We start from the raw sequence: 20,400 nt of genomic DNA on the forward strand, positions 1-20,400 counted from the left end.
TCTTCCAAAGAATAAAGCCAAAATGGCAAACTAGTATACTGTGATTAAAAGACTTTTCCCCATTTTCAATTGGTTACCCAATTATCAGAAAGGACACCTTAATGGTGATGTTTTTGCAGGAATGGCGGTTGGTGTAATGCTTATTCCTCAAGGAATGGCTTACGCTATGATTGCAGGATTACCTCCTGTTTATGGACTCTATACAGCTATTTTCCCACAACTTATATACGCCATCTTAGGTACGTCTCGGCAGTTGGCAGTTGGGCCGGTGGCCATGGATTCGCTCTTGGTGGCTTCTGGTATTTCAATTTTGGCTACGGAAGGAACTGAAACCTATTTAGCGTTTGCAATCCTCCTTGCTTTTTTTGTGGGTGCTTTACAATTATTGTTAGGTGTTTTCAAAATGGGCTTTATTACCAACCTGCTTTCTAAACCCGTAATTAGTGGTTTTACGTCTGCCGTTGCATTTATTATTGCACTCAATCAGTTAAAAGATTTAATAGGGGTAAACCTCATAAAGAGCAATAGGAGCTATGAGATTGTTATCTCAGCTTTCAATAATATTGACAAAACACACTTAATCACCTTGGCTGTGGGAGTGGCAGGCATTGTACTTATAAAGTCTTTAAAGTATTGGAATAAAAAGATACCTGGGGCTTTTATCGCTTTGATTTTAGGGATTGCGATTGTTTACGGCTTTGGCCTTCAAAACATGGGGGTGAGCATTGTACAGGATATTCCTTCAGGTTTACCTCAGTTTGTAATTCCAGAAATCACTTTAGCTCATTTTAAAACTTTGGTGCCTTTGGCAGGTACTTTGGCTGTGATTTCATTTATAGAAGCCTACTCTGTAGGAAAAGCCATGGAAGCTAAGGAGAGAACCTACAAGATTGTTCCAAATCAAGAATTGATTGCTTTGGGTGCATCAAATATGTTCGGTTCATTTTTTCAAGCATTTCCGGCTACAGCTGGTTTTTCACGTTCTGCAGTGAATTATGAATCTGGCGCAAAAACCCCCTTGGCAGGAATTATAAGTGCAGTAATTGTAACACTCACTTTGCTTTTTTTAACCCCTCTGTTTTACTACTTACCTAAAGCCATTCTGGCTTCTATTATTATGATTGCGGTAGTAAACCTTATTGAATTTGCTTACTTAAAATACCTTTGGCGCACCAGTAAAATGGAGTTTGCGCTAATGCTCATTACCTTCTTGGTTACCTTTAGTTTTGGTATGGTTCAAGGAATTGTTACAGGTGTTGCCTTATCAATTTTACTATTGCTTTATAAGGCAGCAAATCCTCATATGGCTGTTCTGGGCCGAATTAAAGGCTTTACAGAATATAGAAATGAGAAAAGATTTAAAGATTTAGAATCCTGGGATCACCTCCTTATTGTTCGGGTAGATGCACCTTTCGCTTTTGTAAATATTCAAACCATCAAGGAATGGATTTCAAACGAAGCTTTAAAAAGAGAAGGTAAATTGAATAAAGTGATTATTGATGCAGGGCCAGTATCATATATAGATGCAACAGGAATTGATGGCATTAGAGAATTAATGGAAAGTCTGGAAAAGAAGAACATTGAACTGATTTTTTCTGAAGTAATTGGCCCAGTTCGGGACGCTTTCTACAGAAATCAATTGTTTAGCGAAAAGGCTTCTGAAGTGTTTTTTATGACTACAGACGAAGCTGTGAATTACTGTATTTCTCAGGAGTTTAAGAATACACATGCAAGTTTTGCGGTACAGGTGAACGATTAGTTTTCGCTTGTGTTTAAAATAAAAATTAGAAATAAACTGAAGTTGGAAAATAAATAAGAGATGAAAATAGATCAAATTTATACAGGCTGTTTAGCTCAAGGGGCTTACTATATTGAAAGCAATGGTGAAGTTGCAATCATTGACCCACTTCGTGAAACCCAACCTTACATAGATAAGGCCGCTAAGAATGGTGCTAAAATCAAATACATTTTTGAAACACATTTTCATGCCGATTTCGTTTCTGGTCATTTAGACCTTGCCAACAAAACAGGAGCCACCATTATATATGGGCCAAATGCAAAAACCAATTTCGAAATTCACGAAGCCAAAGACGGTGAAATTTTTGAATTGGGTAATGTAAAGTTCAAAGTGCTTCATACCCCAGGACATACGCAAGAAAGCTCGAGCTATTTGTTGATAGATGAGAATAGAAAAGAAAATGCGCTGTTTAGTGGCGATACACTCTTTATTGGCGATGTGGGGCGCCCTGATTTGGCCGTTAAATCTGACTTAACACAAGAAGATTTGGCTAGTATGCTATTCGATAGCCTTCGAAATAAGATCATGACTTTACCAGATGATGTAATCGTTTATCCAGCACATGGAGCGGGTTCGGCCTGCGGTAAAAACATGAGCAAAGAAACTTCTGATACATTAGGCAACCAGAAGCAAGTAAACTATGCGCTTCGTGCGAATATGACGCGTGAAGAGTTTATAAAAGAAGTTACTACAGGAATTCTACCTCCACCACAATACTTTCAGAAAAACGCCATGCTGAATAAAAATGGAGTTTCTGGTCTAGACGAAATTCTTGAAAAAGGAAGTGTTCCATTAGACCCAGAAACTTTCGAGGCCATGGCCAACCATGAAGAAGCTTTGATTTTGGATACTCGTAAGCAAGGTGATTTCAAAGACGGTTTTATTCCAAATTCAATCTTCATTGGTATCGATGGCAGCTTTGCACCTTGGGTTGGAGCCTTAATTACGGATTTAAAACAACCAATTATTTTCTTGGCCGAAGAGGGTAGAGAAGAGGAGGTAGTGACACGTTTGTCGAGGGTAGGTTATGATAATACTTTGGGTTATCTGAAAGGTGGTATTGAGGCTTGGAAGAAAGCAGGTAAAGAGATTGATACAATCTTATCGATTCCAGCCACTCAGTTGGCAGAAGAATTTAAATCTGGACACCTAAACGTATTGGATGTTAGAAAGCCTACAGAATTTTCTGCAGAACATATTGATGGGGCTGAAAATGTAGCCTTAGACTATATAAATGATGAAATGGGTAAAATCAGTAAAGACAAAACCTACCACATTCATTGCGCTGGAGGTTATCGTTCTATGATTTTCGCTTCAATTCTTAAGTCAAGAGGTTTCGATAAGGTGATCGATGTAGCAGGTGGTTTTAAATCGATTAGCGAAACTGATTTGCCGCTTACAGATTTCGTTTGTCCTTCAACACTACAGTAGTAAAAGCTATTCTACCAGCTACTTCTAAACTAGAAATTGTTCAGAAGTAGCTGGCCTTATTATCCATATCTTCAATTCTATTTATGAATCAGTTCATTGAGTTTATTAGCTCGCCATGGCCTTGGTGGGTGGCAGGACCAATAATTGCCCTTTTGATGTTTGCCTTAATTTACTTTGGCAATAGTTTCGGTTTTTCTGCCAACTTCAGAACCATGTGTTCAATGTTTGGAGCGGGAAAATCTTGTGACTTTTTTGATTTTGATTGGAAGAAGCAGACATGGAACCTTGTTTTTGCCGTAGGTGCCATTCTCGGAGGTTTTATTGCTAGCCAATATTTAACTTCTGGAGATGCGATTGAACTTTCAGAAAAAACAATTAGCGAACTTCAAGGCTATGGCATAGAAAACCCCGGAGCCGACATTGTACCAATGTCCATATTCAATTTTGAGTCATTGTTTACCCTTAAAGGTTTTATATTCATCATTTTGGGTGGTTTTTTGGTTGGGTTCGGAACACGATATGCAGGCGGCTGTACCTCAGGCCATGCCATTTCGGGTTTAAGTGATCTACAGCCAGCCTCTCTTATAGCGGTAATTGGTTTCTTTATAGGTGGCCTCGCCATTACTTACTTTGTTTTTCCTTTAATACTCCCTATTTAAATAATTGATAATGAAATACTTTAAGTACTTAATATTAGGGATAGTATTCGGAATTACGCTGACTAAAGCAGAGCTCATTTCTTGGTTTAGAATTTATGAAATGTTTCGCTTTCAGTCGTTTCACATGTATGGCGTAATTGGATCTGCAGTAGTTTTGGGGATAATAATCACTCAAATAATTAAGCGAACCAAGATGAAAAATGCGCAAGGAGAAGCCATTGTTATTCCGCCCAAACGGCTTTCCATTTGGCGCTATCTTTTAGGTGGAATTATTTTTGGTTTTGGATGGGCTTTAACCGGGGCGTGCCCTGGCCCAATGTTTATTTTGGCTGGTAATGGTGTGTTTGTTATTTTCGTGGCCATAGCATCAGGGCTTTTAGGCACTTATGCGTACGGAAAAATAAGACATAAACTTCCTCACTAGTACTTATGAAACAAACTCGATCTCTATTTTTTATCTGCTTTTTCAATCTTCCTTTTATATCCCTTTTCGCCCAAGAACCTGAAAAGGAGAGAGGCTTTTTGTCGGGTGCTGTTCATACACGCTATATGCAAACCTCCAATAAGGGAAATTTAGAAGACTTTTCAATTTTAACATCTTACGGTAAAATTGGCTACCATATTAAGCTGCGTGATTGGCTTAAGTTTGGAGTTTCGGGAAATGGACTGGTTCATTATGGTACTGGTGGGATAGATAAACGGGATCAAACGACTGGTTCTGGCCCCATATATGAATCGAACCTTTGGAATAGTAGTCGAATGTCTGGTTCTGCTCAATTCAGTTTGCCAGAGCTGTACCTCGGATTTTAATTTCGACAGCCACCTTATTCGAATCGGTAGGTTTATTGAAGACACACCTACCATAAACGGTGAAGGCTGGCCTTTTCCTAATGCGCTAAAAGGCCTTTGGTATAAGTATAAAACCATAGAAGGATTTAATGCTGAAGCCGCTTTTATAGATAGAATAGCCTCTCGTTTTAGTGGAGAATTTGAAAACGTAGGCAACACCATTGGAGCTGGAGGAATTGGAGTTGGAACAGATGGAACTAATAGTCAATACCGAAATGTAACCAAGTCAGATTATGTAGCCATTGCAAAATTAGGCTATCGATTTTCTGGTGGGCTGGATTTAGCTTTATGGAATTACTATGCCGACAACATTTCAAATACGATTTTCACTGAAGCTAAATTTGATGTAGGAACAGAAAAGGACTGGCATATTTCTGGTCAGTTTATTTACCAAAGCAAAGTTGGTGATGGAGGAAACAACTCTGCTGCGCTACAATACTTTACAGACGAATCGGCTAGCGGTTTTGGGTTTATGGTAAAAAAGGACATTTCCAAAAGTGCTGTATCTCTGGCCTTTACAAGAATTTCAGATCAAGGGCGATTGCTATTGCCTAGAGAATGGGGTAAAGAACCCTTTTATACTTTTCAGCGAAGAACAAGGGTAGAAGGTTTTAGCAATGTTACCGCTGTAGCTTTAAAGTGGGAAAGCAGTTTTGATAAGGAAAATTACAAACTGAATATGTTTTCCAGCTTAGGTTATCACAACTTGCCCGATCCGGCCGATGCACCTAAAAGTAAATACCAAGTGCCATCAACAGCTCATTTGGACGGTTCAATTAAATATAGCCCCAAAAGTAAGCTGTTTGGTTTTTCAGCAGAGCTATATGTGGCTGGTCGATTTTTGGCCGGAGAAACCGTTACAAACTCCGCTTATCTAATTAATCGCGCTGATTTCTTTCATTCTGACCTGATTTTGAGTTACATTTTCTAAAATTGGAAAATGAACCCCATTGAAGGAATAAAAACGATTAGTCAAGTCTTAAAACTGATACTTTCGGTTTTGACGGTATTGATCGTTTTTATTTTGATGCTCCACTTTAATCCGGAAGCTTTTCACTCCAAAAATATCGATCCTGCCAATTGGAAACCCCGTTCGGTGCTTACTGATTTAGAAGGAGAGAGTCAGGCTTCCCTTATCAAGTTTGGGCATGAACTGATCACCAAAACTCCCCAATACATTGGGCCAATGTCGAACGATGAGCGTAAGCGTTTGGCTGGCAATAACCTCACTTGTCAGAATTGCCACTTAGAAGCAGGCACCAAACCAGGAGCAGGTTCTTTTGTTGGAGTTTTTAACCGCTTCCCTCAATTTAGAGGTAGAGAAAATAAGATAGGCTCACTTGAAGAGCGCATTAATGGCTGCATGCAGCGCAGCATGAACGGTGATACTTTGCAAGAAACTAGCTTAGAAATGAAGGCCATGATTGCCTACATCAAATGGTTGAGTGATGATGTGCCCGAAGAAAAAATTGACATGTATAAAGGCTTTGTCAAAGTAAACCTACCAGAAGAAAGGGCTGATCCTTTGATTGGTAAATCTATTTATGAGAAAACCTGTGTAAGCTGTCATGGTGCAGATGGGCAAGGTGTAAGATTAAATGAAAATAGTCTGTACCAATATCCTCCACTTTGGGGAAAAGACACTTACAATGATGGGGCAGGAATGCATAGGGTTATTACTGCAGCAGAATTTATTAAAGGCAATATGCCCTATTTGCTGGCCACTTGGGACAACCCAGTATTATCAGATCAAGAGGCTTATCATGTGGCTGCTTATATTAATAGCTTCGATCGGCCCCAAAAGTCTAATAAAGAGGCCGATTTTCCAGACAAAAAACTCAAACCTGTTTCTACACCTTATGGCCCTTGGACAGATGCATTTTCAGCAGAGCAGCATAAGTATGGTCCATTTCAGCCCATTATGACTTACTACGAAAAAGAGTTGGGCTTAAAAAAGTCAAAATAGTATAGCTGTTCTTTCTCTGGTGGCTAGTTTTCGTTTTGTCTATAGTTCAAATCTGTATAGCTTTAGGAAACAACCTTAAACCATGAAGACTTTTCTGACATTCGCCTTTTTGGCCATTGCTACTTTTTCCGCATTCTCTCAGGCCAATAGCACGCATATACTATCTATGAAAGATAGGGCTGAAACTATTGATCGGTTACTTGAAGATAAAATACAGAACTACCTTCCTGAAATCATGAGAAGAGAAGGGGTAGATATGTGGGTGGTGATGTCAAGAGAGTACAACGAAGATCCAGTAATCAAGACTTTATTGCCTGCTACTTGGTTGGCTGCGCGAAGAAGAACTATCCTCATCATGTTCGATCGAGGTGAAAAAGAAGGAATTGAATCGATCGCTGTAGCGCGATATGATGTGGGCTCAAGTTTTAAAAGTGCGTGGAATCCAGAAGAGCAACCCAACCAATGGGCCAGAGTAGCTGAGATCATCAAAGAAAGAAACCCAAAGAAAATTGCCGTTAATAAATCAAAATACTTTGGTATTACCGATGGGGTAGTGGCTACAGATTTAGAAGAGTTTACAGCAGCTTTAGACAAAAGAGATCAAGCCAAAATTATCTCGGCAGAAAAAGTAGCTATCGGGTGGTTAGAAACTCGCACCGAAGCGGAAATGGCTATTTACCCTCATATCGTCCGTATTTCGCATATGATCATTCAAGAAGCCTTCTCAGACAAAGTAATTACACCAGGAGTAACCACTACAGAAGATGTAGTTTGGTGGATGCGCGACAAAGTAGTTGAACTAGGTCTTCAAACATGGTTTCACCCAACAGTTGATGTTCAAAGGGCTGATCCAGAAAGCTTTGATCATTTACGCACTTTTTCGAAACGACCTGAAAAGAACGTGATTCTTCCTGGTGATCTTTTGCACTGCGATTTCGGAATTACCTATTTAAGACTAAACACCGACCAGCAACAACATGCTTATGTTTTACGCCCCGGTGAAACAGAAGTACCATCATATTTGAGAACTGCTTTTAGAAATGGAAACCGCCTTCAGGATATCTTTACTAACAATTTTAAAGAAGGAAGAACAGGTAACGAAGTATTGAAAATGTCGCGTGAGCAGGCCATTGCTGAAGGAATCAAGCCTTCAATTTATACACATCCAATTGGTTATCATGGTCATGCTTCTGGAACAACCTTAGGTATGTGGGATTCGCAAGGTGGCGTACCCGTTACAGGTGATTATCCTTTACATTTAAACACAGCTTATTCAATTGAGCTAAATGCTGCTACTTATATAGAAGAGTGGAAAAAAGAAATTAGAATAATGTTGGAAGAAGAAGCCTTTTTTGATAAATCGGGTGTTTGGTATATTGATGGTCGTCAGAATGAAATTATGTCCATTCCCAGAGTACCAGCCAAATCTAAATAAGTCTTGAGTTGATTAGTTTCAGCAGATGAAAAAGCAGAAAAAGGGTTTCTATAACTACTTTACTAAAAACCTGATCAAGGGCTTTCTTTATTTGGCTATTCTAGTTGTTGCTATTATTTTTTTCAAAAATTACTTTCAAGAACAGCACGATGCTATTGAGCACTGGGTATCTGATGATTATGGGTTGATGCTCGTTATTTTCTTGATTTCTGAAATTTTCGTAGGTATTCTTCCCCCAGAATTATTCATGATCTGGTCAATTGATGATCCAATAATGGTTTATGTTGCCATTGTAGCCATTATGACAATCATTTCTCTTTTTGCGGGGTGGTTAAATTACTGGGTAGGCAAGAAAATCAGTACCAAACGGTTCTTTCATCGTCTTTTTAAACGGAGATTGCGGAAGTTTCAAAAGCGGTACGAAGAATATGGAGGTGGATTTGTCATCGTTGCAGCTCTAACGCCACTGCCTTTTTCATTGATCAGCTTGTTTACAGGCTCTATGTCATACCCAGCAAAAAAGTACATGGTTTATTCTTCTTTTAGAATACTCAGATTTATCGTTTACGGCATTATAGTGTGGCATTTAGAAGGAGTGATTTAAGTACTCATTCAGAATTTTGACTCGGTTATCTATCTAGAATAAGGTCCATAATAATAGGCAAGTGATCGCTATAGCCACCAATATACTTAGGGCCTTGGTAAGTTCTAAAAGGTCTTCTAGCGCCTGTAGCCCCTTCCATAATTAAGAAATCCATATCAAAAATCTGGGCGGTTTTGTTAAATATCCTAGTCTTAGATTTCTTCATTAAAAGATTTCCTGAAACAATAAACTGATCTAATATTCCCCATTTGTTTTCAAAGCTATGGGTGCCCGTCACAAACCTAAGGTCAAACATCATATTGAAGAGATCGGTTGGTTTAAGGGTGTTGATATCCGTATTTACCGCCAGTCCTTTTAGCATGCTTTCCTCTTCTGGTTCATCATTAAAATCTCCTGTAATTACAATGTGAGTATTAGGGTTGATTTTAAGTAGTGAATCTGCTTTGGCCCTAACAAAATCAGCTGCAAACATGCGCTTTGGTTGAGTTTCAAATTCGCCTCCGAATTTTGATGGCCAATGGTTTACAAAAAAATGGAGGGTGTCTTGATTTGGTAGTTCCATAACAGCGTGTAGAATATCACGTGTTCTACTGGTGGAATCGAAAGGGAAGTTGAGTTGATAATACTCGTAGTTTAATAATTTAAGCTTATCTGGCCTATAAATGGCAGCTACATCAATACCACGCGCATCAGGTGAGTCTTTATGTATAATTTGGTAGCCCAAGGCTTTAAGCTGAGTAAACTGAGTAAGCGACTCTAAAACATACCTGTTTTCTATTTCACAGAAACCAATTAGCTCTGGGGCATCCCAACCACCCATAGCAAGTATGGTTTTGGCTAACTTATTTTGCTTTTCAGTATAGCGGGCTTTTGTCCAGTAATGATCTCCACGAGGTAAGAACTGTTCATCAATCGTGAGACTATCGTCAAAGTAATCAAAAAGGTTTTCTACATTATAGAAGGCAAGCCTAACCCTTTCTTCATTTCTGGGGCTCGGGTTAAAGGATTCACTCGCTAAGTAAGCCTTTTGCCCAAGCGCTATTGAAGCGGAGAGCATGAAACCACAATACAGAGATACTTTTATTTTTTGCCTGTAATACCTAAAACACAATTGGTTAATCATAACTTTGTCGCTTGGTAAAACAAATTAGTTAAAAGATAAATCATAATGAGCATGGAAATAGGTAAAAATCACACATTAAAAGTGGCTCGTGAAGTAGATTTTGGTTTGTATTTAACTAATGGAGAAGAAGATATTCTTTTACCAATGAAATATGTGCCTTCTGACACCAACATAGGCGATGAGATTGAGGTTTTCGTTTATGTTGATTCCCTTGGGCGCCCAATTGCTGTAACTGCTCAGCCACTAGCCAAAGTAGGTGATATCGCCAGCCTAGAAGTAAAGCAAGTTTCTAGCGTAGGTGCATTTATGGATATCGGCCTTGAAAAAGACCTTATGGTTCCTTTTAAGGAACAAGGGCAGCGAATGGAGACTGGAAGAAGGTATGTAGTAAAGGTACTGTTAGATTTCAAGACCAATCGCATGATTGGTACGACAAAGATTGGCCCTTTTCTTAGCACCCACGAAGATGAATTGGAAGAAGGAGATAAGGTAGATATTCTAATTTGGCAAGAAACTAATTTGGGCTTTAAAGTGGTCGTCAATAAAACCTATCAAGGATTAGTGTTTCATAATGAAATCTTTGACCATGTAGAAATAGGGGATGAGCGTTCGGGTTATGTAAAGGCAATCAGAGAAGATGGTAAACTTGATATTTCTTTACAAAAGCAAGGTTACGAGGCTGTTAAGGATATGAGTCAAGTTGTACTGGATAAGATCAGGGTTACAGGCAGCTTGGCACTAGGCGATAAAAGTAGTCCTGAAGAAATAAAGTATAAGCTCGGAATGAGCAAAAAGAACTTCAAGAAAATTTTAGGAGGACTGTATAAGGCTGGTCAAGTAGAAATTTTCGACCACGAGGTTCGTATAAAAGTAGAAGGTTAGCCTGAGGAGAGACTAACCTTCACATAAACTACCTATAAAACTAAAACTAACTTAAACTTAGTTTAATTAAACTAACACATCCCATTAAAAAAATGGAGATCAAAGTCTGTTAGTACTCATCGGGGTTGAATCGATAAGCACCATTAAATTAGGTAAAATTACTGACTTGTAAAATATTATTTTACAATAAATAGATTAACGAATTATTTAGGTAGTAAAATGAGGTTTTGCCAACAATCCAAGGAGAATCCATTTATGGCTACTTAATATCAATTTCGTTTGCTATGCCGAGCGCAGTAAAACGAATCGAAAGTTTTCTAGGGTTTTCCGAAGGTTGGTTGCACTTAGGAGAAGGGTCTATATAATACCAATAATAAGTTTGGCTACGCTCATAAAGTTCTTCGGCCTCAGGTTTTCCTAAAACCTTTATTATTGATTTTTGATATAGAGCTAGCAGGTTAGGTTTGATTTTAATTAGGTCTTCAATCATTTCAGCCCTTTGGTTCATACAGCCATTTTGATCACCAATCCATTTTTCAGAATCAAAATCGCCTACATCAGCTTTTTTGGTACAACCAGTAGTTAAAAATAGTACGGAGAATAAGCTGATTACTACTAGTTTCGATATTTTCATTCCATTAGGCTTTGGCTGGCAAAGGTACTTTGCGTACCAGCATCAACCAAATTTGAAACACTATAAGAAATGAAGCGCCAACTATAATTGTCAATGATTCTACATTCAACCCTGCAAAAGCATAAAGCGCTGCCAGGGTTATAAAAATTAACCTCAAAGATTCGATAGGAACAGCCCAAGAACGATTTTCAAATAGTGCCCCAAAACTGATTACAGAAAAAATAATAACTCCAGCAAAAATCAATTTATCGGCTGTCTGCATCTGCTCTAGGTTAAAAAGGAAAAGGGAAGTACCAGCGAGTAATAAAATGTACTGAACTAATACATAGATGTTTAATCTGGCAGCAGTTTCAGTATTGAATTTCACATAACTGTGTGCATCTACATCTTGTGGAGCTCTGTAGCCCCCCATATAGTCAGGTAGCCAGCCCGGTTTTTCGAAAACATATCGAATCTTATCAGTAAACTTAGGAATAGACTTAATATCTCCCCACATATCAGAATAGTGCGCCACATTGGCCCAAACAGGATTCCAGCTGTTTAAGTTTTTAGTGATCCCGTAAATTGGTCTTTCTTCTTCCGCTTTAAAAGTACCGAAGAGTTTATCCCAAACTATGAACGTTCCCGCATGGTTCTTATCAATGTATTTTGGGTTTCTGGCATGATGAACTCTGTGGTGAGAAGGTGTATTGAAAACAGCTTCAAACCATTTAGGTAACTTATTGATGGACTCGGTATGAATCCAGAATTGATACAAAAGATTGAACCCTGATACAGAAACTAATAGAATAGGATGAACACCAACTAAAGCCATTGGAATATAAAAAGCAAAAGTCCATATGGTTTGAGTAGAACTTTGTCTCAACGCAACTGAAAGGTTATACTCCTCACTTTGATGATGTACACTGTGACCTCCCCAAAATAAGTTTACCTGATGGCTCATTCTATGAGCCCAATAGTAAAAGAAGTCATAAGCAATAAAGGCAATCGCCCAAACCAAGGCAGTACTGGGCAAATCCATTACTCTAAACCTTTCAAATATGATGGTATAAACTCCAATACTCAATACTTTAAGAAATGCTCCTGTAACTTGAGAGGTAACCCCACAATTGATATTTGTAATGGCATCATTAAGTCTATACGACTTTACGGCCTGTAGGCGATGTACAATTAGCTCAATTCCTATCAGAAGAAAATAAACGGGGATAGCAATTACGGTTGGGTCAAGTATCATCTACAATAAATCAATTAACCAATGTATAATCTTCAATTATAAGTTTCAAGTCTTTATCAAACAATAGTGATATAAAAGTGCCAAAATAGGGTTAAACAGAAATGATGGTGATTTTGTGGTTATATATACTTATATTTAGTTTAATTGGTTTTTCACTAAATATTCCAGTAGTACTTTATGGAAATGATTTCGAATCAAGTTTTTAACAACCCGGTAATAGGCATAGCACTAGTAAACTATAATGGCAAAATCATTAAGGTGAATAAAACATTCTGCGATATGTTAGGACACGTTGCGGATGAGGTAACAGGAGTAAATTTTGCCGAAATTACTTACTCAGAAGACTTAGATGAAGATTGGCAACTTTTCGAAAAGTTAAAAGCGGGCCAAATAGAGCAGTATAAGCTAAATAAAAGATATGTAAAAAGCACTGGAGAGCTTATTTGGGCTGAGTTAAGTGTGTTTTCAGGAGAACGCGCGCATGGGCAAGAACAGGTAATTGCCTTTGTTAAAGATATATCTAAAGCCAAACAACTTGAGGATGAAATAAAAGAGCATCAAGCCAATTTTCAAGGCATTTTTGATAATACTTTTCAGTTTATTGGGCTTATGAAAACTGATGGAACCTTAATTGAAGTAAATAAGGCCATTCTTCAATTCTGTGGAAAATCAAGAGATGAGCTTATTGGCAAAAAGCTATGGGAAGTAAGTGGTTTACTGAATGAAGATGAAAATGAAATGGACAAAATCATTTCTTCAGTTCAACTAGCAGCCAAAGGCGAATTTGTGAGGTACGACACTCAGGTTACTGGTGTATTAACTACAGAAACCATTGATTTTTCAATCAGGCCAATGCTTAATAGAGATGGTCAAGTAGCCCTATTGATCCCAGAGGGGCGTATAATTTCAGACCGCTACAAACTTCAACAAAAACTCGAAAGCAAAACGCGCCTTCTTGAAACAACAGAGCAAATGTCTAGTGTTGGAAGTTGGGAATGGTTTGTTCATTCAGATCAATTGTACTGGTCAATTGGTACTTATGATATGTTCGAAAGAGAACCTTTAGAAACGGGCTATCTAGTGGTACAAAACTATGTTGAATACGTTCATGAAGATGATTTACAAAGAATTCAGGAAGCAATTGAAAACACCGTAGATAATGGGGTTGATTTCAATGTAGAACATAGAATTAGGGTAGGAGAAAAAGTAAAACATATTCATGTGAAAGGTGAATGTGTTCTTGATAAATCAGGAAAAGTAACCATTGTTCGAGGCGCTGTTAGAGATAACACTACAGACATTCAAACTCAAGAATCTTTAATGCTGTATAACGAACTTCTAGAAAGGAAAAATGATGAATTAAAACAGTTTGCATATGTAGCCTCTCACGATCTCCAAGAACCTCTAAGAACCATCACCAGCTTTATCGATCTACTTAGAATGGAAATAGGTGAGGTAGATGACAATATCAAAAAGTACTTAGAAATTATTGAAAGTGGCGCAGGGCGTATGAAAAGCCTTATTTCAGATTTGCTTTCTTTTTCTCGATTAGAAAACATTGACCTGAACATTGAAAAGAATGACCTCAACTTGATGCTCAAAGAGCTTCTGCAAGACTTGACCATAAGTATCAATGAATCTGAATCAACGGTTGCTTTGAAAAAGGAGCTTCCCACTATTGAATGTGATTTGAGAAGAATGAGTATTCTGTTCCAAAACCTTATTTCAAACGCTATTAAATTTAGAAAGCCAGGCTTGCCTGCAAAAATTGAAATTGACTGGAGGATAGATGAAAACCACTATGTATTCGAACTCTCCGATAATGGAATAGGAATTACTTCAGAATATTATGAATCAGTTTTTGAACCCTTCAGAAGACTACACTCAAGGAGTCAATATGAAGGAAACGGCATTGGTTTGGCTTTATGTAAAAGAGTAGTTAAACAGCATAACGGGGAAATCTGGCTGAGCTCTGAAAAGGATAAAGGAACCATTTTCCATTTTACCATACCACAAAACATTAATAAATGACAACCAAATGATTTGATTTTTTTGGTCCTCACAACCACTTATAAATGAATCGGTAATGAAGATTTTACTTATTGAAGATAATGAAAACGATATATTCCTTATTAAGGAGTACTTAAGGTTAATAAATTTTTCAAATGCTGAAGTCACAGCGTTGTCTACCTCAAAAGAAGTCAGAGAGATATTAAAAGAGAATACTTTTGACCTAGCGCTTTTAGATCTTACGCTACCAGACACTACGGGCATTTCAAGTTTTGAGTCCTTAATGAGCTGCTCTCCTGAATTTCCAATTATTGTGCTTACTGGACTAGAAGACCAAGAAATAGCCAAGGAAATTATTCATAAAGGCGCACAGGATTACCTAGTAAAAGGAGTTTACCAACCTAAAGACCTGATGAAGTCTATTGAGTACTCTATTGAGCGCTATCAGTGGTTTATGGATCGGTATAAAATGGAGAGGAAATACGTAAACGCCATTATTAAAGGAGCTGAAACTGAAAGAACTCGAATAGCCAGAGACTTACATGATGGAGTTGTTCAAACCCTCACAATAAGCCTGTTGACCCTTGATCTTCTGATTAAAAAGAATCCTGAATTTATTGAGAAGAATAGCGTTTTAGTTGATAAAACCAGAAAGCACTTGAAGAATTCTGTAGATGAAGTTCGTAACATCGCTCATTCTTTAATTCCAAATGCATTTCAAAACACAGGGTTGAAGCTTGCTCTAAGTGAGCTGATGGAAGATATCCGATCATTGGCCAGTATAAAAGTAGATTTTAAATATGACATAGTTTCTGAGAACATTTCTGAAGATAAGTACATGACAATCTATAGAGTTATACAGGAAATATTTAACAATATGATTAAGCATGCACAAGCTACCGAATGCTTGGTTTCTTTCACTCAAAAAGAAAATGTGGTTAATATTCTTATCAAAGATAATGGTCGTGGATTCGACCTAGACTCTATCAACATCAAGCCATCATTCGGTATTGATAATATTCAGAGCAGAGTAAACTTATTGAATGGTACTTGTACTCTTGACTCTAAAAAAGGAGAAGGCACTTCATACGAAATCAGTTTCCCTATGAATTAAAAACAAGCCATTCATTTATCCGATGATAGGTCGTTATTCATTGTATAGGAAAAGCGATTATCAATTGCGCAGACTGGTATTTTATGTAATTTCGATGCTTATTAAAAATACTGTATGGCCGTAGAGATTACCACCGCACTTAAAGAATTAACTGGCGAATTGAATGACAAGAGTTTTAATGCATCAAACTACTTAGGAAGCATTGGCTCTGAAGAGGTTATAAACTCTATGATTAAATTGCTGGATGACCCAAATCCAGAAACTCGCTTTATGGCCGCCAGAACCCTAGGGTTAGTTGAAAACAATTCAGCGGCTTTAACTCCACTTTTCGAAGCCTTTAATAAGAAAGAAAACAAAGAAATTCTGGGTGATTTACTGATGGCTCTCGAAGGGTTTGATGTAAGTGACAACTATGTAGACCTTTTCAAACTCTACCTTTTTGGGAGCTTTAAAGTATCTAAAATAGCCGAAGACTTACTAGATCACAAAGAATTCAATATTACCCCACGTGTGTTAAAAAAGGCGCAGAAGCATTGGGTTCATTATTCAAATAATGTAAAACAAGATGAAGCTTTTGAACTTCAGAAATTGGAGGTAGAAGAAAGGCTAAATGATTTGAGAGGGTTTCTTGGCAATTCTGAAAATGAAAATGGATTAATCACCTGATTCAATGACTCACCGATTAGCCAATAAGTTTTCATTTTAACGGAGTTATTTTTTACATTCAGCGCTAGATATTTTTTCACATTACCAATAAGCCTAACTAGAAACGCTATATGAAATTCAATCCAAAATATTCTATTGCTGCAATCACTCTATCACTTTTTTTTGTGGCCTGTACACCAAAATCAAATACCATTGAATTATTTAATGGAGAAAACTTAGATGGGTGGGTCAATCATGGTGAAGAAAAATGGTATGTACAAGATGGACTTCTAGTTTGCGAAAGTGGCCCAGCTGCTCAATACGGTTATCTTTCTACAGTAGACTATTACGATGACTTTGAGTTGACACTTGATTTTAAACAAGAAGCCAACGGCAATAGTGGTGTGTTTATAAGGTCTACCGTTGAAGGCACCAAAGTAAGTGGCTGGCAAGTAGAAGTTGCACCTCCAGGAGATAATACTGGTGGAATTTACGAATCTTATGGTCGTGGTTGGTTAATTCAACCTGACCCAGAAAAAGATAAAGCCCTAAAAATGGGAGAGTGGAACACCATGAAAATTAGAGTAGTAGGCTCAGAAGTAACTACTTGGTTAAATGGTACCGAAATGGTTAATCTAGTAGATGAGAAAATCGGTGCTGGAAAAGGCGCAATTGCCCTTCAAATACACGATGGTGGCGGAATTAAGGTAAGTTGGAGGAACATTGTTTTAAAGAAGTTAGGGGAATAGTAATAACTCTGGTTAAGTACCTAAAAGAGTAAGTCATCCTATGTTTGCTAAGAGGTTATCTACTGCCAAATGACATGTTAGAACAACTAGGTAACAAGAAAAACAAATTGAATACGAAATCAACAACCTCAAATATGAAAAAACTCTTTCTACTTACATTTTTAGCAGCCACAGTTTCAGCTTGCAATTCTAGTTCGAAAACTGAAGATGATGGTTGGATTTACCTATTTGATGGCACCAGCACGGAAGGTTGGAGGGCTTATAACGGAGATAAACTTCCTTCACAATGGGTTATTGAAGATGGAGCCTTAACCTTTGATACAGAAAAGAGATTAGAGAGTGAGCGCCAAGGAGGGAAAGATATTATTTATGCAGCAGAAGAGTTTGACAACTTTGAATTGTATTTGGAATGGAAGATTCCAGAAGGCGGAAACAGTGGTGTTTTCTACCATTTGAAAGAAGGTATTGAGGGAGGCCCAGCTGCGGTATCTCCCGAATATCAATTACTCGATGACCTTAAATGGGAAGAAATCAATAACGCCAAACTAGAGGAATGGCAAAAAACAGGTGCGGATTATGCTATGCATCTTCCTGATCTAACGCAGAAAATTGTAAAACCAGCAGGAGAGTGGAACACTACCAAAATCATCTTCACCCCAGAGCGTGTAGAACATTGGCTAAACGGAAAGATGATTGTGTCTTTTGTGCCTTGGTCAGACGATTGGTATGAGCGCAAAGCTGCTGGAAAGTGGAAAGATTATCCAAAATATGGTTCATTCAAAACAGGCTATATAGGCTTACAAGATCACGATAGTCCACTTTGGTTCAAGAATATCAAAATCAGAAAACTGTAATCTATTTCTTCATTAACTCATTCTTTCATTAATTCCTTATTTCATTAATTCCTTGTTTCATTAATTCCTTGTTTCATTAATCCCCTAATTCATTACCCTTTTAACTCATTGTCATGAACAAAAGAGACTTCCTAAAAAGCGCAGCTATAATTACATCAGCCTCCATGCTACCATCATCACTTTGGGCATTGAGCAAAAACGATAAACTCAGAACCGCTCATATCGGAGTAGGTGGAATGGGAATGGAAGATCTTAAAGCCATCTCCTCGCACCCTGCTGTAGAAGTTACCGCGCTTTGCGATGTAGATGCCAACAACCTTGCTGCGGCACTTAAAATGCACCCTAAGGCCAAAACATATACTGACTATCGCAAAATGTTGAACGACATGGGAAGTAGCATTGATGCGGTTGTGGTTTCAACGCCTGATCATACACATGCACCAGCATCAATGATGGCCATGGGCATGGATAAACCTGTGTATTGTCAAAAGCCATTGACACACCATGTTACTGAAGCTAGAGCCATGCGAAAAATGGCCGAAGAGAAAAACTTAGTCACCCAAATGGGTATTCAAGTACATTCATTTTACGATTACAAATTAGGAACCGCCCTGATTCAATCAGGTATTATCGGGAAAGTAAAAGCTGTGCATGCTTGGTCTCCAAAGAACTGGGGTTTTGATGGTCCAGCACCAGAAGGAAGCGATCCTGTACCAAATACTTTAGACTGGAACCTTTGGTTAGGCACAGCACCTCAAAGACCTTATAAACAAGGAGTTTATCACCCAGGAAACTGGAGAAAGATTATGGATTATGGCTGTGGTACTTTAGGAGATATGGGCGTACATATTTTTGATACCCCTTATAATGCGCTTGCCTTAGATATTCCAAAAACTATTAGAACACAATGTAGAAAACCAACAGGTTTTGGTTTCCCAGAAAACAATATTGTTACTTATGAATTTCCGGGAACAGAATATACCACCAAGAAATTCAAATGGGTATGGTACGATGGGCCAGGAGCTCCTAAAGATCATAAAGATTTGAAATTGCCGAATGACGACCAGCTTCCTGATCAAGGAGCTATGTTTATTGGCGAAAAGGGAAGGTTGTTACTTCCTCACTTTATGCAATTGCCTAAGCATATTGTGAAAGGCGAATATGTAGATATTGACTTGGAGCCTTTCTCGAATGTAGGTAGCCCTACGGAAGATTATGGCGCGGAAAGTAAAAAGCATTATCACCAATTTGTTGATGCTTGTATGGGGAAAGATCAGGTTAGTGCACCATTTTCATACGCAGCTAGATTAACAGAAACCATACTATTAGGTGTTATCGCTGGTCGATTCCCAAATAAAAAACTACACTGGAACAACCAAACTGCCCGTTTTAAAGAAGAAGAGGCCAATGCCTTTTTAGATGGCGAATATAGGAAATTCTAAATAATACAATTCAAGGGCCTTGATTTCATCGAGGCCTGTTTTGTTTTTGAGCTACTAAAATAAGTTCTTTACTATGAGCGACTGAACAAGCTAAGATCATTTCCTTTTTGAGCGATACTTCTAACGATAACATAAATGGCAGCAGCCCTTCTACTTATTGCCTTTCTTGTTCCTTCGTACTTCATTTTTAAAGAGCGCTATTTTAAGCGAACTCTAAAAGTGAACCTACCTACAGAGTGGAGAAAAGTTTTACATAATAAGGTAGACTTCTATCGTCATTTAAAGCCAAGTCAAAAAGTGCAGTTTGAACAGGATATTCAAGAGTTCTTGTCCAATGTGATGATTACAGGGGTTAGGGTAGAAGTTACTTTGGAAGACCAACTCCTTGTGGCCAGTAGCGGAGTAATCCCCTTATTTGGTTTTCCTAGGTGTACTTACAAACATTTGGAAGAAGTAATCCTTTATCCTTCTCATTTCAATAGCAATTTTGAAGTCAATGATCCGAATCAGGCGTTTACAGGAATGGTGGGAGCAGACGTACTTGAGAATAAGATGATTCTTTCGAAACCTGCATTGCACGCTGGCTTCGACATTGTGAATGACAATAACAATGTGGGGTTCCATGAGTTTATCCATCTATTTGATAAAGAAAATGGTTTTATAGATGGGGTTCCTCCTGGCTTTGAAGATAAAGTATTTACCCTGCCATGGTTAGGTTTCATTCATAAAAAGATCCAACACATTAATGAGGAAATCTCTGATATTCGCAGTTACGGAGCAAATAGCCAACAGGACTTTTTTGCAGTAGCAGGCGAATACTTTTTCAAGCAACCGCATTTGCTCAAACAGAATCACCCAATACTTTACGAGTCGCTGATGAAGGCTTTCAATCAAGACCCAGTGGGGTTGAAAAGTGAAAAGGCTTCCGATTTACCATATGAGTAAACCGAAAGCCTTAAAATTTATCCTTT

At 38.1% G+C, this 20,400-nt stretch carries 20 protein-coding genes; 17 read left to right on the forward strand and 3 right to left on the reverse strand.

Annotated elements, in window-relative coordinates:
* Positions 1-40: 40 nt before the first annotated feature.
* The 9 genes from sulP to AAC026_RS14850 all read left to right on the forward strand — a co-directional run bounded on the left by sulP (position 41) and on the right by AAC026_RS14850 (position 8,742).
* A complete protein-coding gene (gene sulP / locus AAC026_RS14810; protein ID WP_339699551.1) occupies positions 41-1,759 on the forward strand; it encodes a sulfate permease in 1,719 nt (572 codons plus the stop codon).
* 60 nt (positions 1,760-1,819) lie between these two features.
* Complete coding sequence (locus AAC026_RS14815; protein ID WP_339608510.1) at positions 1,820-3,229, forward strand: MBL fold metallo-hydrolase; 1,410 nt, start codon at positions 1,820-1,822, stop codon at positions 3,227-3,229.
* An 83-nt stretch (positions 3,230-3,312) separates the two neighbouring features.
* Complete coding sequence (locus AAC026_RS14820; protein WP_339608509.1) at positions 3,313-3,888, forward strand: YeeE/YedE thiosulfate transporter family protein; 576 nt, start codon at positions 3,313-3,315, stop codon at positions 3,886-3,888.
* A 10-nt stretch (positions 3,889-3,898) separates the two neighbouring features.
* Entirely contained in the window at positions 3,899-4,312 is a 414-nt protein-coding gene (locus AAC026_RS14825; RefSeq protein WP_339699554.1) for a DUF6691 family protein, read from the forward strand.
* A 5-nt stretch (positions 4,313-4,317) separates the two neighbouring features.
* Positions 4,318-4,698 carry a hypothetical protein gene (locus AAC026_RS14830; protein ID WP_339607664.1) on the forward strand — a complete coding sequence of 127 codons (381 nt, stop codon included), beginning with the start codon at positions 4,318-4,320 and terminating at the stop codon, positions 4,696-4,698.
* The gene (locus AAC026_RS14835; RefSeq protein ID WP_339607663.1) at positions 4,619-5,668 is read left to right on the forward strand and encodes a hypothetical protein; all 1,050 of its coding nucleotides are present in this window, start codon (positions 4,619-4,621) and stop codon (positions 5,666-5,668) included. The genes AAC026_RS14830 and AAC026_RS14835 overlap by 80 nt, the downstream gene beginning before the upstream one ends.
* A gap of 9 nt (positions 5,669-5,677) precedes the next feature.
* Positions 5,678-6,703, forward strand: a complete 1,026-nt coding sequence (locus tag AAC026_RS14840) for a c-type cytochrome (RefSeq protein ID WP_339607662.1) — start codon at positions 5,678-5,680, stop codon at positions 6,701-6,703.
* Between the two features lie 82 nt (positions 6,704-6,785).
* A complete protein-coding gene (locus tag AAC026_RS14845; RefSeq protein WP_339699557.1) occupies positions 6,786-8,138 on the forward strand; it encodes a M24 family metallopeptidase in 1,353 nt (450 codons plus the stop codon).
* A 25-nt stretch (positions 8,139-8,163) separates the two neighbouring features.
* Positions 8,164-8,742: a VTT domain-containing protein gene (locus AAC026_RS14850; RefSeq protein ID WP_339607660.1), complete on the forward strand. Its 579-nt coding sequence runs from the start codon at positions 8,164-8,166 to the stop codon at positions 8,740-8,742.
* Between the two features lie 25 nt (positions 8,743-8,767).
* Here the strand turns inward: AAC026_RS14850 and AAC026_RS14855 are convergent, their stop codons facing one another.
* Positions 8,768-9,799, reverse strand: a complete 1,032-nt coding sequence (locus tag AAC026_RS14855) for an endonuclease/exonuclease/phosphatase family protein (RefSeq protein WP_339699560.1) — start codon at positions 9,797-9,799, stop codon at positions 8,768-8,770.
* A gap of 117 nt (positions 9,800-9,916) precedes the next feature.
* Between AAC026_RS14855 and AAC026_RS14860 the strand changes: the two genes are divergently transcribed.
* On the forward strand, positions 9,917-10,747 hold the full coding sequence (locus AAC026_RS14860) for a S1-like domain-containing RNA-binding protein (protein WP_339699562.1): 831 nt from the start codon (positions 9,917-9,919) through the stop codon (positions 10,745-10,747).
* Positions 10,748-11,006: 259 nt separating this feature from the next.
* Here AAC026_RS14860 and AAC026_RS14865 read toward each other — a convergent pair whose 3' ends face one another.
* Positions 11,007-11,381, reverse strand: a complete 375-nt coding sequence (locus AAC026_RS14865; protein ID WP_339699564.1) for a hypothetical protein — start codon at positions 11,379-11,381, stop codon at positions 11,007-11,009.
* A 4-nt stretch (positions 11,382-11,385) separates the two neighbouring features.
* Positions 11,386-12,615: a sterol desaturase family protein gene (locus tag AAC026_RS14870; protein ID WP_339699566.1), complete on the reverse strand. Its 1,230-nt coding sequence runs from the start codon at positions 12,613-12,615 to the stop codon at positions 11,386-11,388.
* 183 nt (positions 12,616-12,798) lie between these two features.
* On the opposite strand from AAC026_RS14870, the gene AAC026_RS14875 reads away from it, so the two are divergent.
* The 7 genes from AAC026_RS14875 to AAC026_RS14905 all read left to right on the forward strand — a co-directional run bounded on the left by AAC026_RS14875 (position 12,799) and on the right by AAC026_RS14905 (position 20,374).
* Positions 12,799-14,646 (forward strand): PAS domain S-box protein, encoded by a 1,848-nt coding sequence (locus AAC026_RS14875; protein WP_339699570.1) that lies wholly within the window; start codon positions 12,799-12,801, stop codon positions 14,644-14,646.
* Between the two features lie 55 nt (positions 14,647-14,701).
* Entirely contained in the window at positions 14,702-15,739 is a 1,038-nt protein-coding gene (locus AAC026_RS14880; protein ID WP_339699573.1) for a response regulator, read from the forward strand.
* A 114-nt stretch (positions 15,740-15,853) separates the two neighbouring features.
* Complete coding sequence (locus tag AAC026_RS14885) at positions 15,854-16,405, forward strand: HEAT repeat domain-containing protein (RefSeq protein WP_339699576.1); 552 nt, start codon at positions 15,854-15,856, stop codon at positions 16,403-16,405.
* Between the two features lie 110 nt (positions 16,406-16,515).
* On the forward strand, positions 16,516-17,133 hold the full coding sequence (locus tag AAC026_RS14890; RefSeq protein WP_339607652.1) for a DUF1080 domain-containing protein: 618 nt from the start codon (positions 16,516-16,518) through the stop codon (positions 17,131-17,133).
* A gap of 134 nt (positions 17,134-17,267) precedes the next feature.
* On the forward strand, positions 17,268-17,987 hold the full coding sequence (locus tag AAC026_RS14895; protein WP_339607651.1) for a DUF1080 domain-containing protein: 720 nt from the start codon (positions 17,268-17,270) through the stop codon (positions 17,985-17,987).
* 113 nt (positions 17,988-18,100) lie between these two features.
* A complete protein-coding gene (locus AAC026_RS14900) occupies positions 18,101-19,429 on the forward strand; it encodes a Gfo/Idh/MocA family oxidoreductase (protein WP_339699579.1) in 1,329 nt (442 codons plus the stop codon).
* A 135-nt stretch (positions 19,430-19,564) separates the two neighbouring features.
* Entirely contained in the window at positions 19,565-20,374 is an 810-nt protein-coding gene (locus tag AAC026_RS14905; protein ID WP_339699582.1) for a zinc-dependent peptidase, read from the forward strand.
* Positions 20,375-20,400 lie beyond the last annotated feature (26 nt).

Source organism: uncultured Roseivirga sp. (assembly GCF_963973945.1).
GTDB lineage: Bacteria > Bacteroidota > Bacteroidia > Cytophagales > Cyclobacteriaceae > Roseivirga.

Bases quoted from the DNA above. Each gene is read 5' to 3' on its own strand.
- AAC026_RS14815 (WP_339608510.1), top strand. From the start codon at position 1,820: ATGAAAATAGATCAAATTTATACAGGCTGTTTAGCTCAAGGGGCTTAC.
- AAC026_RS14820 (WP_339608509.1), top strand. From the start codon at position 3,313: ATGAATCAGTTCATTGAGTTTATTAGCTCGCCATGGCCTTGGTGGGTG.
- AAC026_RS14825 (WP_339699554.1), top strand. From the start codon at position 3,899: ATGAAATACTTTAAGTACTTAATATTAGGGATAGTATTCGGAATTACG.
- AAC026_RS14830 (WP_339607664.1), top strand. From the start codon at position 4,318: ATGAAACAAACTCGATCTCTATTTTTTATCTGCTTTTTCAATCTTCCT.
- AAC026_RS14835 (WP_339607663.1), top strand. From the start codon at position 4,619: ATGAATCGAACCTTTGGAATAGTAGTCGAATGTCTGGTTCTGCTCAAT.
- AAC026_RS14840 (WP_339607662.1), top strand. From the start codon at position 5,678: ATGAACCCCATTGAAGGAATAAAAACGATTAGTCAAGTCTTAAAACTG.
- AAC026_RS14845 (WP_339699557.1), top strand. From the start codon at position 6,786: ATGAAGACTTTTCTGACATTCGCCTTTTTGGCCATTGCTACTTTTTCC.
- AAC026_RS14850 (WP_339607660.1), top strand. From the start codon at position 8,164: ATGAAAAAGCAGAAAAAGGGTTTCTATAACTACTTTACTAAAAACCTG.
- AAC026_RS14855 (WP_339699560.1), bottom strand. From the start codon at position 9,799: ATGCTCTCCGCTTCAATAGCGCTTGGGCAAAAGGCTTACTTAGCGAGT.
- AAC026_RS14860 (WP_339699562.1), top strand. From the start codon at position 9,917: ATGGAAATAGGTAAAAATCACACATTAAAAGTGGCTCGTGAAGTAGAT.
- AAC026_RS14865 (WP_339699564.1), bottom strand. From the start codon at position 11,381: ATGAAAATATCGAAACTAGTAGTAATCAGCTTATTCTCCGTACTATTT.
- AAC026_RS14870 (WP_339699566.1), bottom strand. From the start codon at position 12,615: ATGATACTTGACCCAACCGTAATTGCTATCCCCGTTTATTTTCTTCTG.
- AAC026_RS14875 (WP_339699570.1), top strand. From the start codon at position 12,799: ATGATTTCGAATCAAGTTTTTAACAACCCGGTAATAGGCATAGCACTA.
- AAC026_RS14880 (WP_339699573.1), top strand. From the start codon at position 14,702: ATGAAGATTTTACTTATTGAAGATAATGAAAACGATATATTCCTTATT.
- AAC026_RS14885 (WP_339699576.1), top strand. From the start codon at position 15,854: ATGGCCGTAGAGATTACCACCGCACTTAAAGAATTAACTGGCGAATTG.
- AAC026_RS14890 (WP_339607652.1), top strand. From the start codon at position 16,516: ATGAAATTCAATCCAAAATATTCTATTGCTGCAATCACTCTATCACTT.
- AAC026_RS14895 (WP_339607651.1), top strand. From the start codon at position 17,268: ATGAAAAAACTCTTTCTACTTACATTTTTAGCAGCCACAGTTTCAGCT.
- AAC026_RS14900 (WP_339699579.1), top strand. From the start codon at position 18,101: ATGAACAAAAGAGACTTCCTAAAAAGCGCAGCTATAATTACATCAGCC.
- AAC026_RS14905 (WP_339699582.1), top strand. From the start codon at position 19,565: ATGGCAGCAGCCCTTCTACTTATTGCCTTTCTTGTTCCTTCGTACTTC.